At 66.9% G+C, this 16,698-nt stretch carries 18 protein-coding genes and 1 pseudogene; 16 read left to right on the forward strand and 3 right to left on the reverse strand.

All coding sequences use genetic code 11. The annotated features are described in order from the left end of the window. Window positions 1-37 precede the first annotated feature (37 nt). The 9 genes from glyA to ACQY76_RS18090 all read left to right on the forward strand — a co-directional run bounded on the left by glyA (window position 38) and on the right by ACQY76_RS18090 (window position 7,874). Entirely contained in the window at window positions 38-1,345 is a 1,308-nt protein-coding gene (gene glyA / locus ACQY76_RS18050) for a serine hydroxymethyltransferase (RefSeq protein ID WP_428030079.1), read from the forward strand. A 9-nt stretch (window positions 1,346-1,354) separates the two neighbouring features. Further along, window positions 1,355-1,873, forward strand: coding sequence for a transcriptional regulator NrdR (gene nrdR, locus ACQY76_RS18055; RefSeq protein WP_428030080.1), 519 nt, complete (start codon window positions 1,355-1,357; stop codon window positions 1,871-1,873). A gap of 31 nt (window positions 1,874-1,904) precedes the next feature. After that, on the forward strand, window positions 1,905-3,017 hold the full coding sequence (gene ribD, locus ACQY76_RS18060; protein WP_428030081.1) for a bifunctional diaminohydroxyphosphoribosylaminopyrimidine deaminase/5-amino-6-(5-phosphoribosylamino)uracil reductase RibD: 1,113 nt from the start codon (window positions 1,905-1,907) through the stop codon (window positions 3,015-3,017). A 1-nt stretch (window position 3,018) separates the two neighbouring features. Next, window positions 3,019-3,609, forward strand: a complete 591-nt coding sequence (locus tag ACQY76_RS18065; RefSeq protein WP_428030082.1) for a riboflavin synthase — start codon at window positions 3,019-3,021, stop codon at window positions 3,607-3,609. Between the two features lie 42 nt (window positions 3,610-3,651). After that, window positions 3,652-4,146 (forward strand): 6,7-dimethyl-8-ribityllumazine synthase, encoded by a 495-nt coding sequence (ribH, locus tag ACQY76_RS18070; RefSeq protein ID WP_428030083.1) that lies wholly within the window; start codon window positions 3,652-3,654, stop codon window positions 4,144-4,146. Window positions 4,147-4,151: 5 nt separating this feature from the next. Beyond that, window positions 4,152-4,646, forward strand: coding sequence for a transcription antitermination factor NusB (nusB, locus tag ACQY76_RS18075; RefSeq protein WP_428030084.1), 495 nt, complete (start codon window positions 4,152-4,154; stop codon window positions 4,644-4,646). A gap of 13 nt (window positions 4,647-4,659) precedes the next feature. Further along, entirely contained in the window at window positions 4,660-5,670 is a 1,011-nt protein-coding gene (thiL, locus tag ACQY76_RS18080; protein WP_428030085.1) for a thiamine-phosphate kinase, read from the forward strand. Between the two features lie 110 nt (window positions 5,671-5,780). Further along, window positions 5,781-6,545: an ABC transporter substrate-binding protein gene (locus ACQY76_RS18085; RefSeq protein WP_428030086.1), complete on the forward strand. Its 765-nt coding sequence runs from the start codon at window positions 5,781-5,783 to the stop codon at window positions 6,543-6,545. A gap of 87 nt (window positions 6,546-6,632) precedes the next feature. Beyond that, on the forward strand, window positions 6,633-7,874 hold the full coding sequence (locus ACQY76_RS18090; RefSeq protein ID WP_428030087.1) for an NAD(P)/FAD-dependent oxidoreductase: 1,242 nt from the start codon (window positions 6,633-6,635) through the stop codon (window positions 7,872-7,874). A 12-nt stretch (window positions 7,875-7,886) separates the two neighbouring features. Here ACQY76_RS18090 and ACQY76_RS18095 read toward each other — a convergent pair whose 3' ends face one another. Then, the gene (locus tag ACQY76_RS18095) at window positions 7,887-8,423 is read right to left on the reverse strand and encodes an outer membrane protein assembly factor BamE (RefSeq protein ID WP_428030088.1); all 537 of its coding nucleotides are present in this window, start codon (window positions 8,421-8,423) and stop codon (window positions 7,887-7,889) included. Between the two features lie 212 nt (window positions 8,424-8,635). Here ACQY76_RS18095 and ACQY76_RS18100 point away from each other — a divergent pair, with 212 nt between their 5' ends. The 6 genes and pseudogenes from ACQY76_RS18100 to ACQY76_RS18125 all read left to right on the forward strand — a co-directional run. Continuing rightward, complete coding sequence (locus tag ACQY76_RS18100; RefSeq protein WP_428030089.1) at window positions 8,636-9,196, forward strand: ubiquinol-cytochrome C chaperone family protein; 561 nt, start codon at window positions 8,636-8,638, stop codon at window positions 9,194-9,196. Beyond that, on the forward strand, window positions 9,196-9,735 hold the full coding sequence (locus tag ACQY76_RS18105; protein ID WP_428030090.1) for a YceD family protein: 540 nt from the start codon (window positions 9,196-9,198) through the stop codon (window positions 9,733-9,735). Before ACQY76_RS18100 ends, ACQY76_RS18105 begins: the two co-directional genes overlap by 1 nt. 121 nt (window positions 9,736-9,856) lie before the next feature. Next, entirely contained in the window at window positions 9,857-10,936 is a 1,080-nt protein-coding gene (plsX, locus tag ACQY76_RS18110) for a phosphate acyltransferase PlsX (RefSeq protein WP_428030091.1), read from the forward strand. Next, window positions 10,933-11,904 (forward strand): beta-ketoacyl-ACP synthase III, encoded by a 972-nt coding sequence (locus ACQY76_RS18115; protein ID WP_428030092.1) that lies wholly within the window; start codon window positions 10,933-10,935, stop codon window positions 11,902-11,904. The genes plsX and ACQY76_RS18115 overlap by 4 nt, the downstream gene beginning before the upstream one ends. 98 nt (window positions 11,905-12,002) lie before the next feature. Next, entirely contained in the window at window positions 12,003-12,308 is a 306-nt protein-coding gene (locus tag ACQY76_RS18120) for an integration host factor subunit alpha (protein WP_428030093.1), read from the forward strand. A gap of 23 nt (window positions 12,309-12,331) precedes the next feature. After that, window positions 12,332-12,584 (forward strand): annotated as a pseudogene (locus ACQY76_RS18125) (MerR family transcriptional regulator); the annotation flags it as partial. Window positions 12,585-13,489: 905 nt separating this feature from the next. Here ACQY76_RS18125 and ACQY76_RS18130 read toward each other — a convergent pair. Next, window positions 13,490-13,864: a septal ring lytic transglycosylase RlpA family protein gene (locus ACQY76_RS18130; RefSeq protein WP_428030094.1), complete on the reverse strand. Its 375-nt coding sequence runs from the start codon at window positions 13,862-13,864 to the stop codon at window positions 13,490-13,492. Window positions 13,865-14,255: 391 nt separating this feature from the next. Here ACQY76_RS18130 and amaB point away from each other — a divergent pair, with 391 nt between their 5' ends. Next, the gene (gene amaB / locus ACQY76_RS18135) at window positions 14,256-15,797 is read left to right on the forward strand and encodes an L-piperidine-6-carboxylate dehydrogenase (protein WP_428030095.1); all 1,542 of its coding nucleotides are present in this window, start codon (window positions 14,256-14,258) and stop codon (window positions 15,795-15,797) included. On the opposite strand, the gene ACQY76_RS18140 is transcribed toward amaB, so the two are convergent. Continuing rightward, entirely contained in the window at window positions 15,746-16,357 is a 612-nt protein-coding gene (locus tag ACQY76_RS18140) for a nitroreductase family protein (RefSeq protein WP_428030096.1), read from the reverse strand. The two genes, amaB and ACQY76_RS18140, sit on opposite strands and share 52 nt — an antisense overlap. Between the last annotated feature and the right edge of the window lie 341 nt (window positions 16,358-16,698).

Genomic DNA, 16,698 nt, shown 5'->3' on the forward strand with positions numbered 1-16,698 from the left:
GCCGGGAGGCATCGCCACCGCCCAGGGAGGCCGGTCTATGTCGTCCGAAGCGCACGCTTCTAGCCGCAACGTCATCAATCATTTCTTCTCGGCGCCTCTGTCCGAGACCGACCCGGAACTCGCGGGCGCCATCAATGCCGAACTCGGCCGCCAGCGCGACGAGATCGAGCTCATCGCGTCCGAGAACATCGTCTCGCGCGCCGTGCTTGAGGCGCAGGGCTCGGTGCTCACCAACAAATATGCCGAGGGCTATCCCGGCCGCCGCTATTATGGCGGCTGCCAGTATGTGGACGTGGCCGAGCAACTCGCCATCGACCGCGCCAAGAAGCTGTTCGGGGCCGGCTTCGCCAATGTGCAGCCCCATTCCGGCGCGCAGGCCAACACCGCCGTGTTCTTCGCCCTCATGCAGCCGGGCGACACCTTTCTCGGCCTCAACCTTGCCGCCGGTGGTCACCTCACGCACGGCGCGCCGGTCAGCCTGTCGGGCAAGTGGTTCAAGCCGGTGCCCTATAATGTGCGCCGCGACGACCAGCGCATCGATTATGAAGAGGTCGCCAAGCTGGCGGACGAGCACAAGCCGAAGGTCATCATCGCCGGCGGGTCCGCTTATCCCCGCCATATCGACTTCGCCAATATGCGCGCCATTGCCGATTCGGTCGGCGCCTATCTGATGGTCGATATGGCGCATTTCGCCGGCCTCGTGGCCGGCGGCGTGCACCCCAATCCGGTGCCGCACGCCCATGTCACCACCACGACGACCCACAAGACCCTGCGCGGCCCGCGCGGCGGCATGATCCTGACCAATGACGAGGATCTGGCGAAGAAGTTCAACTCCGCCATCTTCCCCGGCACGCAGGGCGGCCCGCTGATGCACGTCATCGCTGCGAAGGCGGTGGCGTTCGGCGAGGCGCTGCAGCCGGCGTTCAAGGTTTACGCGAAGAACGTGGTCGATAACGCCAGCGCGCTGGCCGAAAACCTCAAGGGCCATGGCTTCGAGATCGTCTCGGGCGGCACCGACACGCATCTTGTGCTGGTCGATCTGCGTCCGAAGAAGCTCACCGGCAAGGTGTCGGAGGTGGCCCTCGGCCGCGCCCATATCACCTGCAACAAGAACGGCATCCCGTTCGATCCGGAGAAGCCGATGGTGACCTCCGGCGTGCGCCTCGGCACCCCGGCCGGCACGTCGCGCGGTTTCGGCGTGGCCGAATTCCAGCAGGTGGGCGACATGATTGCGGAAGTGCTCGACGTCCTCTCGCAGAAGGGCACGGACGAGGATAGCCTCGTGGAGGGCGCGGTGCGCGGCAAGGTCGCCGAGCTGCTCGCCCGTTATCCCATCTACAGCTGAGGCCAACACATGCGCTGTCCCTACTGCGGAAGCCTCGACACCCAGGTCAAGGATTCCCGTCCCACCGAGGACAGCGCCGCCATTCGCCGCCGCCGCATCTGTCCCGATTGCGGCGGCCGCTTCACCACCTTCGAGCGTGTGCAACTGCGCGAGTTGACCGTGCTGAAGCGCTCGGGCCGCCGCGTGCCGTTCGACCGCGACAAGCTCGCCCGCTCCATCGAGGTGGCGCTGCGCAAGCGCCCCGTCGATCCCGAGCGGGTGGAGCGGCTCGTCTCCGGCCTCGTCCGCCGGCTGGAAAGCATGGGCGAGAGCGAGATCACCTCCGAGATCATCGGCGAGCGGGTGATGGAGAGCCTCAAGCAACTTGACGACGTCGCCTATGTCCGCTTCGCCTCGGTCTATCGCAATTTCCGCGAGGCCAAGGATTTCGAGACCCTGTTGGGCGAACTCGAGCCCCGCTCGACCGACGCCGAGGCGGGAGAGGGGCCAGCCCTGCGCCACGCGCGCGAGCCGGGACTCGACGACTAATGCCGTCCCTTTGCGGCGGTGTGTGCAGGCCATGACCAACACCCTTGAAGACGGTTCTCTGATGGCGGCGGCGCTCAGCATTGGTCGCCGCGAGCGGGGACACACCTGGCCGAATCCCGCCGTCGGCGCGCTGGTTGTGCGCGAGGGGCCCGCAGGCCCCACCGTGATCGGCCGGGGCTGGACGTCCCGGGGTGGGCGCCCCCATGCGGAGCCGCAGGCGCTCGCGCAAGCCGGGGAGGGCGCGCAGGGCGCCACGCTCTACGTCACGCTGGAACCCTGTTCGCACCATGGCGGCACGCCGCCTTGCGTGGACGCGATCCGCGCCTCGGGAATCGCCCGCGTCGTTGCCGCCGTTCAGGATCCGGACTTCCGCGTCGCCGGGCGCGGCTTCGCCATCCTGCGCGAGGCCGCCATCACTGTTGAGGTCGGGGTCGGCGCGGCGCAGGCGCTGGTCGATCACGCCGGCCATATGCTCCGCGTCACGGAAGGCCGCCCGCATGTGATGCTCAAGCTGGCGGTCTCGTCGGATGGCAAGGTCGGCCTTGCCGGCCGTCGTCCGGCGGCCATCACGGGCGAGGTCGCCCGTGGCCGGGTGCACCTGCTGCGTGCGACCCATGACGCGGTGCTCACCGGCATCGGCACGGTTCTGGCGGACGATCCGTTGCTCACCTGCCGGCTGCCGGGCATGGAGGACCGCTCGCCCCTGCGCATCGTGCTCGATGCCGATCTGCGCCTGCCGCCGACCAGCGCGCTGGCGCGCAGCCTCAATGTCGCCCCATTGTGGATCGTCGCGGCCGAGGATGCGCCGGGGCAGCCGGAAGAGATGCTCGGTGCCATGGGGATCGAGGTGATGCGGGTGCGCCGGCGCCCGGATGGCGGGCTCGATCTCAACGACGCGCTGAAGCTGCTGGCCCTGCGCGGCCTGACGCGGCTGATGGTCGAGGCCGGCCCACGCGTTGCGGCCTCGTTTCTCGCGGCGGGTCTCGTCGACGAGGTCAACCTGTTCAAGGCGCCCAAAACCCTCGGCACGGAAGCGCTGGACGCATTGGAGGGCCTGCCGCTTTCCGCCCTCAGTGACTATCTGTCGGTCATCGAAGACGAACGGCAGGGCGTGGACCGCCTGCTCATCATGAGGCGTCGCTAGAATGTTCACCGGGATCGTTACCGACATCGGCACTCTCCGCGCGGTCGAGCCGCGCCATGACGTGCGACGGCTCACCATCGCGACCCGCTACGATACGGCGGGCATCGAATTGGGCGCCTCGATATCCTGCTCGGGCGTCTGCCTGACCGTGGTCGCGCTCCAGCCCGACGCCTTCGAGGTCGAAGCGGGCCCGGAGACGCTGAGAATCACCACGATTGCCGACTGGACGGCAGGGCGGCGCCTGAACCTCGAACGCGCGCTGAAGATCGGCGACGAACTCGGCGGGCATATCGTGCAGGGTCATGTTGACGGAACAGCCGATATCGTGGCGCGTGAGGATCTCGGCGAGACGACGCGCTACACGTTTGATGCGCCGCCCGCTCTGGCGCCGTTTATCGCTGTTAAAGGTTCGGTAGCGCTCGACGGCACCTCGCTGACGGTCAACGAGGTCGCAGGCACCCGCTTCTCCTGCCTGCTCATCCCGCACACGCTGGCGCACACCACATGGGATGAGGCGAGGGCCGGAAGCCGTGTCAATATCGAAATCGACATGATGGCCCGCTACGCTGCACGGCTTGCGGAGTTCCGTTGACGCCTGTACGTCGTCGGCTCTGTCAGTTCATGAGGTATCACCATGGCGAGCCCGCGCCCGCCGCGCCCATCCGATGCCATTGAAACCGTGCCGCTTGCCGGCGAACGGGTTCTCATCGTCGAGGCGCGCTTCTACGACGACATCGCCGACGAGCTTCTGGCCGGCGCGCTTGGCGCGGTCGAGGCCGCGGGGGCGAGCGCCGACGTCATCTCCATGCCCGGCGCGCTTGAAATTCCGATCGCGGCCGCCATCGCGCTTGACGCGGCTGCGGCAGCCGGCAAGCCCTATGACGCCGTGGTGGCGCTCGGCTGCGTGGTGCGCGGCGAGACCTATCATTTCGAGATCGTCGCCGGGGAATCGTCCCGCGCCTTGATGGACCTTGCGGTCTCCCGCCGGCTGCCGGTGGGCAATGGCATTCTCACCGTCGAGACGGATGAGCAGGCATGGATTCGCGCCCGGGTGTCGGAAGGCAACAAGGGTGGCGGCGCGGCGGAAGCGGCGCTCACGCTGCTGCGCCTCAAGCGCCGGGTCGGGTGAGCATGATGGCCGCCGACGACAAACCGAACGCCAAATCCCCCGGCCACAAGCCGGTGCGCAAAAGCGCCGCCCGCCTCAATGCCGTCCAGGCGCTCTACCAGATGGACCTGGCGGCCACGCCCCTGACGGAAATCCTCGCCCAGTTTGAAAGCCACTGGATCGGGCAGGAAATCGAGGGCGACGAGATCGCGGCGGCAGACCTCACCCTGTTTCGCGATATTGTCGGCGGCGTGGTGCGCGAGCAGCGCGGCGTGGACACTCTTCTAGATGCCGCTCTGGTCGATGGCTGGCCGCTCAAGCGGATCGAGGCGGTGCTGCGCGCCATTCTGCGCGCCGGAACCTATGAACTTTCCGAGCGGCCGGACGTTCCTGCCCGTGTGGTTATCGCCGAATATGTGAATGTCGCGGCGGCGTTCCTCGAACGCGAGGAGACCGGAATGGTGAATGCGGTGCTCGACAGCATCGCGCGCGATAAGCGGTCGGCGGATTTCTCCGGCTAGACGGGAGTAAGGGATGGCGGACGGTCCGAGCGCGGTAATTGAATCGGGCGAGGACTCGCTGATCGCCCGCCTGTTCGCCCCGATCGCTACCCATCCCGGTGCCTTGGGCCTTACGGACGATGCGGCGCTGCTTGCCGTTCCCCCTGGCCATGAGCTCGTGCTGACCAAGGATGCCCTGGTCGCCGGTGTCCACTTCTTCGCGGATGACCCGCCGGAATCGATCGCCCGCAAGGCGATGCGGGTGAACCTCTCCGATCTCGCCGCCAAGGGCGCCCGGCCGCTCGGCGTCATGTTGGCTTTCGCCATCCCGGCCGACATGAGCGGGGAGGCGCTGGAGGCGTTCGCGCGCGGCATCGGTTCCGATTGCTCGCTTTACGACGCGCCGCTTCTGGGTGGCGACACGGTGCGCACCTCGGGGCCGTTCACCATCTCGATCACTGCCATCGGTGCCGTGCCGGCCGGGCAGATGGTGCGCCGCGCCGGTGCGGCTGCCGGCCAAGCCATCGTGGTGACCGGGACGATCGGCGACGGGGCGCTGGGCCTCGCACTCCGCCTTTCCCCAGACCGCCCGGGATTTGCAGGGCTTGGCGCGGACGAGGCTTCGGTTCTGAAGGACCGATACCTCCATCCACGTCCGCGCCTGCCGCTCATCCGGGCGCTGCGCGAGCATGCGAGCGCCGCCATGGACGTCTCCGACGGGCTTGTCGGCGATCTCGGCAAACTGCTCCACGTCTCGGGCGTCGGCGGCGACATCGAGATCACACGCATTCCGCTGAGCCCTGCTGCCCGTCACGCCGTGGACGTGGAGCCGGCGCTGCTGGAGGTCGCCCTGACCGGTGGCGACGACTATGAGATTCTCGCGGTCATCCCCCAGCACGAACTTGGCCGCTTCAACACGCAGGCGACGGCCGCCGGCGTCGGGGTGACGGTGATCGGCCACACGCGCGACGGTACAGGGTTGACCGTGCACGACGCCAGCGGTGCGGCGGTGTCGTTTGCACGCGGCAGTTTCAGCCATTTCTGACAGCCCCTACCAAAGGTCGACCGACTCCACGATTGCTTGGCAGCCGGCATCGACCTAGCCTTCCGGGGAAGGCGCCGAAGCATCCGGCGCCGGCCATCGGGAAAAACCATATGAAAATCGCCAAGATTCTGCTCGCGGCCGCCGCCCTCACGATCGGTGCGGGCGCCGCGCAGGCCGAGATGAAGAAAGTTCGCATCGGCACCGAAGGCGCTTATCCGCCCTTCAACTCCGTCGATTCGGCCGGCAAGCTGGTTGGTTTCGACATCGAGATCGGCGAAGCGCTGTGCGCCAAGATGAAGGTGGAATGCACCTTCGTCGCTCAGGATTGGGATGGCATCATCCCGGCGCTGCTGGCCAAGAAATACGACCTGATCCTCGCCTCCATGTCGATCACCGACGAGCGCAAGGAAAAGGTGGCCTTCACCGATCCCTATTATCTGACGCCCGGCAGCTTCATCGCGCCGAAGGACACCAAGATCACCGAGATCACCCCGGCCGCGCTGAAGGGCAAGACGATCGGCGCCCAGTCCTCCACCACCGGTTCGACCTATCTCGAGGACAAGTACAAGGGCTCCGACCTCAAGCTCTACCCGACCCAGGACGAGGCCAATGCCGATCTCGCCGCCGGCCGCCTCGACGCGGTGCTGGCCGACAAGTTCGTGCTCTATGAATGGCTGGAGAAGTCCACCGACGGCAAGTGCTGCGCCTTCGTCGGCCCCGACCTCACGGACGTGAACCCGCAGGGCACCGGCATTGCCGTCCGCAAGGAGGACAATGAGCTGCGCGAGTCGCTGAACAAGGCGATCAAGGAGATCGAGGCGGACGGCACCTACGCCAAGATCAACGCCAAGTACTTCCCCTTCAAGATCAACTGACCTAGCACGAGGCGGCGGGCCGCTACCCGCCGTCTCCCCCTCTTCCGTGCGGCGTGAGAGCCGTCATCTTTGCCTCGCGGGAATACCATGAAGACCGATACGATCGTCCTTGGCGCTGGCATCGTTGGCACCAGCGTCGCCTTGCAGCTTGCGGAACGTGGCCGGTCGGTCGTGCTTGTCGACCGGCGCGGGCCCGGCGAGGAAACCTCCTACGGCAATGCCGGTCTCGTCGAGCGCGCCTCGCTCTATCCCGTCGCCTTCCCGCGCAAATTATCGGCCTTGCTCGACGTCGCCCTCAAGCGCAACCCGGCGGCCAATTATCATTGGGATGCGCTGGTGAGGCTCGTTCCCTGGATGTTCGCCTATTGGCGCGCCTCTGCGCCCGCCCGCATCCTCGATTATGCCCGCCACATGGAGACGTTGCTGGCGTTCAGCCTCGCCGAGCATGACCGCCTCGCGCGCGCCGCCGGCGCCAAGCATTTCTTCCGCGAGGGCGGCTGGCTCAAGCTCTACCGTACGCAGGCTGGCCTGCAGAATGAGCGCAACGAATTTCCGCTCGCGCACAGCTATGGTCTGAGCGCCCGCGAGATCGAGGTCGATGAAGCGTTGGCGATGGAGCCGAGCCTCCGCCCGGTGTTTCGCAGCGCCGTTATCTGGTCGGATCCGCACTCCGTTTCGAGCCCCGGCGGCGTCACCCAGGCCTACGCCGCTCATTTCGCCGAGCTCGGCGGCCAGGTGCGCCGTGGCGACGCCGGCATTCTTGCCCGCCTCGGCTCCGGCTGGGCGGTGACGACCGATGAGGGCAGCGTAGAGGCGCCCGAGGTCGTCGTCGCCCTCGGCCCCTGGGCGATGGACGTGCTGCGTCCGTTCGGCCTGCGCCTGCCGCTTCAGGTCAAGCGCGGCTACCACATGCACTACAACGCCACCGGCGGCGCCACGCTGTCGCGCCCGGTGCTGGACGAGGAAGGCGGCTATGTGATCACGCCGATGGTTGGCGGCATCCGGCTGACGACGGGCGTGGAATTCGCCCGTCGCGATGCCCCCAAGAGCCCGGTACAGCTCGAAAAGACCGAGGTTCTGGCGCGGGGGCTGTTTCCGCTCGGCGCGCGGGCAGAGCCGGAGCCCTGGATGGGGTGCCGGCCGGCGTTTCCGGACATGCTGCCGGTGCTGGGGCCAGCCCCGCGCCAGAACGGCATGTGGCTGGCGATCGGGCACCAGCATCTTGGCTTCACGCTGGGGCCGGTCAGCGGACGCCTTCTCGCGGAAATGATGACGGGGGAGGTGCCGTGCACCGACCCCCGGCCCTTCTCGGCCGAGCGCTTTGGCTGAGGGGCCGCTAGGTCACAGCCCCGGACGGAAGGTGGTCGACTGGAAGATCTGGCCAATGAGCGAAACTTCAGTGCCGCCTGTCGGGGTGGTCCGGCTGATGAAGTCGAACACCTTGCCGTCCTTCAGGCCATAATCGGCAACGCGGGTCACGCGTTTGTCCTTCGCGTCGAAATACACCGCGATGACCCTCTGCTCGGTGATCTCCGGCCGAAGGAACATCACCTTCTTGGCCTTCTGCGAGATGTAGTAGAACACCTCGCCGTCCACGGTGGCGACGGTCGACGGCGTGCCCAGTACCAGCAGCACCTGCTCCTGGCTCGACCCGACGGGGATCTGTGCCAGCGCCTCCGGCGCGACGACGTAGCCGCGCTGCTGCTCCTGCACGAAACCGGTAGGCGAGCGGGGAAGGCCCATGCTTGCGGTCGCCATCGGCATGTCGCCGGAGCAGCCGGTGAGGCCGACCATTGCCACGCCGGCAGTCGCGAGCGACGCCAGTGCGGCGAGCCGGGTACCGGGAGCCCTGTTTCGCGTCGCGCGCGTCGATGCCATCCACTCAACTCCGAAGCTCTAGCCGCACAGGCCGGTGGGCGTGGGCGGCGCAGGGGCAGAAAGCACAAGGCGGGGCCTCGACGCAACCGTCGAACCTCCCCCGTTCTTGCCGCTTGGCCAGGACCCGGGGTTGCCAGGCAGGGCCACCCGCGCTAACCCGCTTGAACGCCGCCCCTGCCGAGGTGGCAGTGGCAACGAGGCAGGAACCGTCCATGATTCTGCGTTTCTTCCGCCGGAATGACGGAAGTGAAACCATCCAGCGGCTCTATGGCGCGATCGTGGCGCGTTCACGCCAACCCGTATTTTATACCGATTACGGCGTTTCCGACACGATCGAGGGCCGTTTTGAGATGATACTGGCGCACGCCTTCTTATTGTTCCACCGCCTGAAGGGGGAAGATGAGGAGCGTCGCATACTCGGGCAGGGCGTCTTCGACGCGTTCTGCAACGATATGGATGCGAACCTGCGCGAAATGGGCGTTGGAGATCTGACCGTGCCAAAGAAGATGAAGAAGGTGGCAGAAGCCTTCTATGGCCGGGTTGGCGCTTATGAAGCACCAGTCGAGGCGGACGATATCGACGCCCTTGCCGAAGCCGTGCTGCGCAATGTCCATGGCTCGCGGTCGGAGCATGAGGTGCAGGCGCGCGCCTTCGCGAGCTATATGATAGGAGCGGCGGCGGCCTTGCGGGCCGTTCCCTTTGCGACGCTTGCCGCCGGCGAGTTCCCGCTGGCGCCACCGGCGGCCATCGGCACCACGGAGACCCGACCCTGATGACGGACGTTCCGCCCTTCTCCAAGCCTGTGCTCGCGGCGAGCCTGCCGGATGATGGCCTTACCCTCAAGCTGGTGCCGGACGACGCCATACGCGCGGCTCTGGCCAAGGATTTCGGCATCCCGGCGATCCCATCGCTGAGCGCTCTGGTCGTTCTCAAGCCCGGGCGTGGCAACAGCGTGCATGTCACCGGCCATGTCGACGCGGTGGTCACCCAGACCTGCGTCGTTACACTGGAGAACTTCGACACGCGGGTGTCGGAGGACATCGACATGCGCTTCGCGCCGCCCGAGAAGCTCCCCGAAATCCGGCCCGGCGCCGAGATCGACGTTTCCGAGGTCGACCTTCCTGATCCGCTGATCAACGGCACGGTCGATGCGGGCGCGGTGGTGGCGGAATTCCTGGCGCTGGGCCTCGATCCCTATCCGCGCAAGCCAGGCGTCCAATTCGACGGGCTTGAAGAGGCCGGCCCCGAGGAAGTCTCGCCTTTCGCCGGGCTGGCGAAGCTGCGCCGGAACGACACCAGCGGCTCTGATTAGGCCAGGTCATGCTCGGGAAATGCATGGATGCTATTGTCATGGCCGCGCAACTGAGGCATGCCCTCTGCGCGGCCCCGGCGTCGCATCGCCGTCCCACCGACCAATGAGACCTCGCCGCTAGATGTCCTCGACCGTTCGAATAGCGCTCGACGTCATGGGCGGCGACCACGGCCCCGACGTGGTCCTTCCCGGTGCGGAGATCGCGCTCACGCGCCATCCGGACATCAGCTTCCTGCTGTACGGCGATTCCGCGCGCATCAACGAGATACTCAAGCGTCACCCGCGTCTGGCGGCCGCGAGCACGGTGGTTCATACCGATGTCGTGGTGCGCATGGACGACAAGCCCAGCCAGGCGCTGCGGCAGGGACGGCGGGTCTCGTCCATGTGGCGCGCCATCGATGCCGTGCGCATGAAGGAGGCCGATTGCGCCGTCTCCGCCGGCAATACCGGCGCGCTGATGGCGATGGCCAAGGTCAATCTCAGGATGATGGCCGGCATCAGCCGCCCGGCGATCGCCTGTCTGTGGCCGACCATGCGCGGCGAAAGCGTCGTGCTCGATGTCGGCGCCTCTATCGGTGCTACCGCCCAACACCTCGTCGACATGGCGGTGATGGGCGCCGCCATGGCCCGCATCGTCTTCGATATCGAGCGCCCGACGGTCGGGCTGCTGAATATCGGCGTCGAAGAGATCAAGGGCGTCGAAGAGGTCAAGGACGCCGCCGCCGCCCTGCGCGACGCGAACCATCCGGGCCTCGCCTATCATGGCTTCGTCGAAGGCGACGGCATCGGCCAAGGTGTCGTCGATGTGGTCGTCACGGAAGGGTTTTCCGGCAATATCGCGCTGAAGGCCGCTGAAGGCACCGCCAAGCAGGTGTCGGAATTCCTGCGCGGCGCGATCAGCCGCAGCTTCGTCGCCAAGATCGGTTATCTGCTGGCACGGGGCGCCTTTCGCGCGCTGCGCGAAAAGCTGGACCCACGCAAGTCGAATGGCGGTGTCTTTCTCGGCTTGAACGGCGTGGTCATCAAGAGCCATGGCGGCACCGACGCCGAAGGCTTCGCCTCGGCGGTCGATATCGGCTACGACATGGTCCGCTACAAACTGCTCTCCCGCATCGAGGCGGGAATGAACGACCGTCCACAGGTCGGCTCTACAGCCGCTGCGGACGCCTCCGCCTCTGACGAGTTACAGGTTCCATCGTGAGTGCAATCCGTTCCGTGGTGCGTGGTGTGGGCTCCTATCTGCCGGCCCGTTGCCTGACCAATGCCGACCTCGCACAGATGGTCGACACTTCTGATGAATGGATCGTGCAGCGCACCGGTATCCGCACGCGCCATATCGCCGCCGAAGGCGAAGTCACATCCGACCTCGCGCTCCACGCGGCACGCGCCGCGCTGGCGGATGCGGGCCTTGTTGCGGACGATATCGACCTCATCGTCCTCGCCACCTCGACCCCGGACAACACCTTTCCCGCCACGGCGGTAAGCGTTCAGGCGGGCCTTGGCATTACCCATGGCGCGGCCTTTGACATTCAGGCGGTATGCTCCGGTTTTGTCTTCGCGCTGGCGACGGCCGATAATTTCCTCAAAGCGGGCGCCTATCGCCGCTGCCTCGTGATCGGCGCGGAAACCTTCTCTCGCATCCTCGATTGGTCAGATCGCACCACCTGCGTACTGTTCGGCGACGGCGCGGGCGCTTTGGTGCTGGAAGCGGTGCGCGACGAGGAGGAGGGGCGGGGTGTCCTCACTTCGCATCTGCGCTCCGACGGCCGGCACAAGAACAAGCTCTATGTCGATGGCGGCGTCTCCTCGACCCGCAGCGTCGGCTTCCTGCGCATGGAGGGCCGCGAAGTGTTCCGCCACGCGGTCGGCATGATCACCGACGTGATCGTCGATGCCTTCGAAGCGACGGGCGAGTCGGCGGACACGATCGACTGGTTCGTGCCGCATCAGGCCAATCGACGGATCATCGATGCCAGCGCGGTGAAACTCGGCATTGCCCCCGAGAAGGTGGTGATCACCGTCGACAGGCACGGCAACACATCGGCCGCGTCGATTCCGCTCGCTTTGGCCGCCGCTCACGCAGACGGGCGCATCAAGCGCGGCGATCTCGTGCTTCTGGAAGCCATGGGCGGCGGCTTCACATGGGCTTCGGCCCTGGTTCGCTGGTAATCGGCGGCACAGTTGCGAAGTGCCGTTGACCGGTAGCGGCCACGGCGCCTAGTTTGGCGGTTGGAAAAAACACAATCGACGGGACAGGGAAGACGTCAATGGCGGGTCGCACCATCACGCGCGCCGATCTGTGTGAGGCGGTTTATCAGCGGGTCGGGCTGTCGCGCACGGAGTCGGCGGCACTTGTGGAAACCGTTCTCTCCGAGATCGCGGACTGCGTCGCGCGCGGCGAGACAGTGAAACTCTCTTCCTTCGGCTCCTTCGTGGTCCGGCAGAAGGGCGAGCGCGTCGGCCGCAATCCCAAGACCGGCGAGGAAGTGCCGATCGCGCCACGCCGGGTCATGGTGTTCAAGCCGTCCAATATTCTCAAGCAGCAGATCAACGGGGACTCGCCCGAGTCGTGAACCCGCGACAGGAACAGCCTGGGGTGGAGAAGGGGCCGGACGCCTTTCGCACGATCAGCGAGGTCGCCGAAGATCTCGATCTCCCCCAGCATGTCCTGCGTTTCTGGGAGACCCGGTTCCCGCAAATCCGCCCGCTCAAGCGTGGCGGCGGCCGGCGGTATTATCGCCCGGATGACGTGGAACTGCTGCGCGGCATCCGCCATCTGCTCTACGGGGAAGGCTATACGATCCGAGGCGTCCAGCGCATCCTGAAAGAGGAAGGCCCGCGCTATGTGCAGGGCCTGTGGCGCGACATCGAGGCGGATGAGCCGGCAAGCATCGCGCAGGACCAGCGCGATGCGGAAGTGGCGCGTGCGCCCAGGCAGTCGCCGTCTGCCGATGCTGGCGCACCCCGGCGTGCGCCGGAAGAAGAGCCGCCGCGCAGCGGGCCGCTCGGCGGGATTCTGAACCTTTTGCCCGGACGCCAGCGCGACGCTGCCGAGGAAGCGCCGGCCCGCCGCGCGCGGCGCCGGCCGGACACGGAGTCCGACACTTTCGACCTGCCGCTGCTGGCCGATCTCGACCCGCCGGCCAGACCCACACGCCATGAGCCGCCGCCGATCGAGGCCGGGCTGGTCACGAACGGCGACGAACTGCCGCGTCACGACGTGCCGCCGATGGACGCGCTGTCGCCGGTCGACCGGAATATGCCCGAGGTCCGCCCGGCGGCGCTGCGCCCCGGCTATAGGGAGCCCCGCTCCTTTGAGCCGGTCCCTGTGGACGTCCCGGCTGCCGAGACACGGGGCGCGGACGATCGCGAAGCGCCGCTTCGACCGGCGGAGCTGCGAGCGTCCTTTCCCTTCCGTCCGGTCGGTGCCGGGCCGGTCTCATTTGCGCCAGATGACGAGGTGAGTTTCGTGCCGGAGCGGGCGCGAGGCGCCGCCTCGGCCCCGCCTCAGCTTCACGCCGCAGCTGTGCCGGCGCCGTCGGAGCCTATGCGGCCGGTCATGTCCGCCGCGCCGGTGCCGCCGCGCGCGGGCGGGGTACATAATGACGAGGCCCCCGCCCGGGCGAGGCTGAGCCGCGAGGATGTCCAGCGGCTTCAAGCGGCGCTTTATGAACTCCAGGACTGCCAGCGTCTTCTCGACGCCGCGCGGGACCGGAGCGACTGAAGGCGCCCCGGTCCGCGATCGGTAGCTGCGTCAGTCGACGACGGCGATGTCGACCTTGGCCACGCCGCGGCTGCGGAAGCCGAGCTGATCGGCGACGGCCGTCGACACGTCGATGATGCGCCCTCTGACGAACGGGCCGCGATCATTAATCCGCACCACGACCGAACGGCCATTGGCTTTATTGGTGACGCGGACCCGGGTGTTGAAGGGCAGGCTGCGATGCGCCGCCGTCATGGCCTGCGCGCTGTGCCGCTCCCCATTGGCGGTACGCCCGCCATAGCCATAGTACGACGCCATCCCGGACGCCGCGGCTGTCGTGGTCCTTTTGGAACTTGCAAGGGCAGCATTGCCGCCGGCGATAAAGATGATCCCCGTTGCGAATGCCGCTCCGGCAACCCGTCCCATTCCCCAAGCCGTCAATACCTTCGTCCTTCTCCTGTTGCACGAGGGGCGATGCATGAGAAGGAAATGTGGCGGGGGCATTACGACAATGTGGCTATAACGCGCGAACGCGAAGCATGTCGTTGTATGCATGATAATAGACACTTCTCGTATAGTCACGCTCATCTTCGACTTGTCCCAAGATGAATGGCACGCAATCGATCCAGGCGAGCCGCCTTTAGCCTTCGTGGCAACGCCTTGATCCTGCGGCCGTTTCACTCTTGTGCGGCAGGCCGCTGGTTGAGCTGAAGGGCGCAGGCGAACGTGCCCCCCGTCGAAAGCCCCGATGGATTTCACCGCCCTCCCGGTGCTATTCAGCGCAACGGGCTGCGGCCATTTGTCGAGGAGCATGAGGATGACGACGAACGAAACCCGCGCGATCCAGCCGGTTGCGGATGAGGTCCTTCATCTCCTGCGAAGCCTCGGCGTGCCGGATTCCACCTGGCGCAACGGCACGCGGCCCGTCCGCTCGCCGATTTCGGGCGATGTCGTTGCCCAGGTTCCCGAGGCGGACGCCGCCGATGTTGAGCGGGCGGTCGAGCGCTCGCTGGCCGCCTTCGAGGCGTGGCGGACCGTGCCGGCGCCCCGTCGCGGCGAACTGGTGCGCCTGCTGGGCGAGGAACTGCGTGCCCACAAGGCGGAGCTTGGTCGCCTGGTGACGCTGGAGGCCGGCAAGATCCTCTCGGAAGGCCTCGGCGAAGTGCAGGAGATGATCGACATCTGCGATTTCGCCGTCGGCCTGTCGCGTCAGCTCTACGGCCTCACCATCGCTTCCGAGCGTCCCGGACACCGGATGATGGAGACGTGGCACCCGGTCGGGCCGGTCGGCATCATCACCGCTTTCAACTTCCCGGTCGCCGTGTGGTCGTGGAACGCGGCGCTGGCGCTCGTCTGCGGCAACAGCGTGCTATGGAAGCCGTCGGAGAAGACGCCGCTCACCGCGCTGGCGGTGCAGGCATTGTTCGAGCGCGCCGCGTCCGTCTTCGGCAGCGCACCGGAAGGCCTGTCCCAGCTTCTCATCGGCGGCGCCGAGGTTGGCGCGGCGCTTACCGACAATCCCCGGGTCCCCGTTCTTTCCGCCACCGGCTCGACCCGCATGGGCCGGATCGTCGGCGAGCGCGTCGCCCGCCGTTTCGGCCGCTCTATCCTGGAACTGGGTGGCAACAATGCCGCCATCGTCTGCCCCTCGGCCGATCTCGATCTCGCTCTGCGCGGCATCGCCTTCGCCGCCATGGGCACGGCGGGCCAGCGTTGCACGACGCTGCGCCGCCTCATCGTGAATGAGAGCGTCTACGACACGCTCGTCCCCCGCCTCGCCAAGGCCTATGGCTCCGTCGCCATCGGCGATCCGCGCGAGGCCGCGACCCTGATCGGGCCGCTGATCGACAAGGCCGCTTTCGATGCCATGCAGGACGCGCTGCAGGCTGCCCGCGCTGCGGGCGGGCGCGTGCATGGCGGCGAGCGCGTGACGGTGGGCGAACACGCCGATGCCTATTATGTCCGCCCGGCCCTGGTCGAGCTCGACGCGCAGATCGACGTCGTGAAGCACGAGACCTTCGCGCCCATCCTCTACGTGCTGCGCTGTACCGGCCTTCCGGAGGCGATCAAGCTGCACAATGAGGTCCCGCAGGGGCTCTCCTCGTCCATCTTCACCAATGATCTGCGCGAGGCGGAGACCTTCCTGTCGGCGGAGGGGTCGGATTGCGGCATCGCCAATGTGAATATCGGCCCCTCGGGCGCCGAGATCGGCGGCGCCTTCGGCGGCGAGAAGGAAACCGGCGGCGGGCGCGAGTCCGGCTCGGATGCGTGGAAGGCCTATATGCGGCGGGCCACCAACACCATCAACTATTCCCGCTCGCTGCCGCTCGCCCAAGGCGTTTCGTTCGATATCGACTGATCCGGCGACCAGAAACGCACCACCTCGTCGAGGGCCGGTCTCGGCCGGTCCTCGACGATCATCGCAGGCCGGCCGACATGGATGAAGCCGGCGATCCGCTCCGTCGCGCCCACGCCGAGAAGCGCGGCGGCGTCCGGGTCACGGCCCGGCCATTTGAGCAGCCATTGGGTGGCGAAGCCCATCGCCGAGGCGGCGACGGTCAGCCCCATGCTCGCCGCCCCGCAAGAGAGCACCTGATTCCACTCCGGCACCTTCGACGCCGGATCGGGCCGACTCACCAGCACCACCGTCACCGGCGCCCGCATCAGATACAGCGTCCACATGTCGCCCTTGGATGCCGGCAGTTCCGCATTCTGCCGCGCATATAGCGCATCAAGACGTTCCCCCAGTTCCCGGCGGGCGTCTCCGGCGACGACAATGAAGCGCCAGGGCGTGAGGCGACCATGGTCGGGCACGCGCGCGGCGAGGCTCAGCATACGCGACAGTTCCGTGTCCGTTGGGCCGGGCTCCACAAGACAGCGCAATGGCGAGGATCGGCGTTCCTCGAGCCGCGCCAGCATCTGCGCGCATTCCGGGATCATGAGGGGCGTTGGAGCCGCGATGTCGCGGGGTTGAGGGTTTCCATGCGCTGGGTGGTTCATGGTGGAACGTCCATTCTGGCGACAACCCAACATAGCGCCCGATCGCCCGTCGTGCTGTTCGATCCGGCGAAATAGTCGTCGATGAAGAGTCCGTACGCCGCAGCGGGTGCTTCCGGCCGCGCAGCGCTCATCTATCCCGGCGTTCCAGCGCCTCGGCGTATCGATGCGAGGCGCGGATCTCACGGCAGATGTGAAGACAGCGTCATCCACAGGCAAGGGCCGGCTTGCATCCCGGCCGGCAAATGGCTAGACAGACGGCG

This window comes from Ancylobacter sp., from assembly GCF_965279025.1.
Lineage (GTDB): Bacteria > Pseudomonadota > Alphaproteobacteria > Rhizobiales > Xanthobacteraceae > Ancylobacter.

Excerpts from the sequence above, each read along its gene's own strand:
- nusB (WP_428030084.1), top strand. The coding sequence starts at position 4,152 with ATGGCCGCCGACGACAAACCGAACGCCAAATCCCCCGGCCACAAGCCG.
- plsX (WP_428030091.1), top strand. The coding sequence starts at position 9,857 with ATGTCCTCGACCGTTCGAATAGCGCTCGACGTCATGGGCGGCGACCAC.
- ACQY76_RS18085 (WP_428030086.1), top strand. The coding sequence starts at position 5,781 with ATGAAAATCGCCAAGATTCTGCTCGCGGCCGCCGCCCTCACGATCGGT.
- ribH (WP_428030083.1), top strand. The coding sequence starts at position 3,652 with ATGGCGAGCCCGCGCCCGCCGCGCCCATCCGATGCCATTGAAACCGTG.
- ACQY76_RS18090 (WP_428030087.1), top strand. The coding sequence starts at position 6,633 with ATGAAGACCGATACGATCGTCCTTGGCGCTGGCATCGTTGGCACCAGC.
- ACQY76_RS18130 (WP_428030094.1), bottom strand. The coding sequence starts at position 13,864 with ATGGGACGGGTTGCCGGAGCGGCATTCGCAACGGGGATCATCTTTATC.
- ACQY76_RS18120 (WP_428030093.1), top strand. The coding sequence starts at position 12,003 with ATGGCGGGTCGCACCATCACGCGCGCCGATCTGTGTGAGGCGGTTTAT.
- ACQY76_RS18105 (WP_428030090.1), top strand. The coding sequence starts at position 9,196 with ATGACGGACGTTCCGCCCTTCTCCAAGCCTGTGCTCGCGGCGAGCCTG.
- ACQY76_RS18140 (WP_428030096.1), bottom strand. The coding sequence starts at position 16,357 with ATGCTGGCGCGGCTCGAGGAACGCCGATCCTCGCCATTGCGCTGTCTT.
- nrdR (WP_428030080.1), top strand. The coding sequence starts at position 1,355 with ATGCGCTGTCCCTACTGCGGAAGCCTCGACACCCAGGTCAAGGATTCC.
- thiL (WP_428030085.1), top strand. The coding sequence starts at position 4,660 with ATGGCGGACGGTCCGAGCGCGGTAATTGAATCGGGCGAGGACTCGCTG.
- ribD (WP_428030081.1), top strand. The coding sequence starts at position 1,905 with ATGACCAACACCCTTGAAGACGGTTCTCTGATGGCGGCGGCGCTCAGC.
- ACQY76_RS18095 (WP_428030088.1), bottom strand. The coding sequence starts at position 8,423 with ATGGCATCGACGCGCGCGACGCGAAACAGGGCTCCCGGTACCCGGCTC.
- glyA (WP_428030079.1), top strand. The coding sequence starts at position 38 with ATGTCGTCCGAAGCGCACGCTTCTAGCCGCAACGTCATCAATCATTTC.
- amaB (WP_428030095.1), top strand. The coding sequence starts at position 14,256 with ATGACGACGAACGAAACCCGCGCGATCCAGCCGGTTGCGGATGAGGTC.
- ACQY76_RS18065 (WP_428030082.1), top strand. The coding sequence starts at position 3,019 with ATGTTCACCGGGATCGTTACCGACATCGGCACTCTCCGCGCGGTCGAG.
- ACQY76_RS18100 (WP_428030089.1), top strand. The coding sequence starts at position 8,636 with ATGATTCTGCGTTTCTTCCGCCGGAATGACGGAAGTGAAACCATCCAG.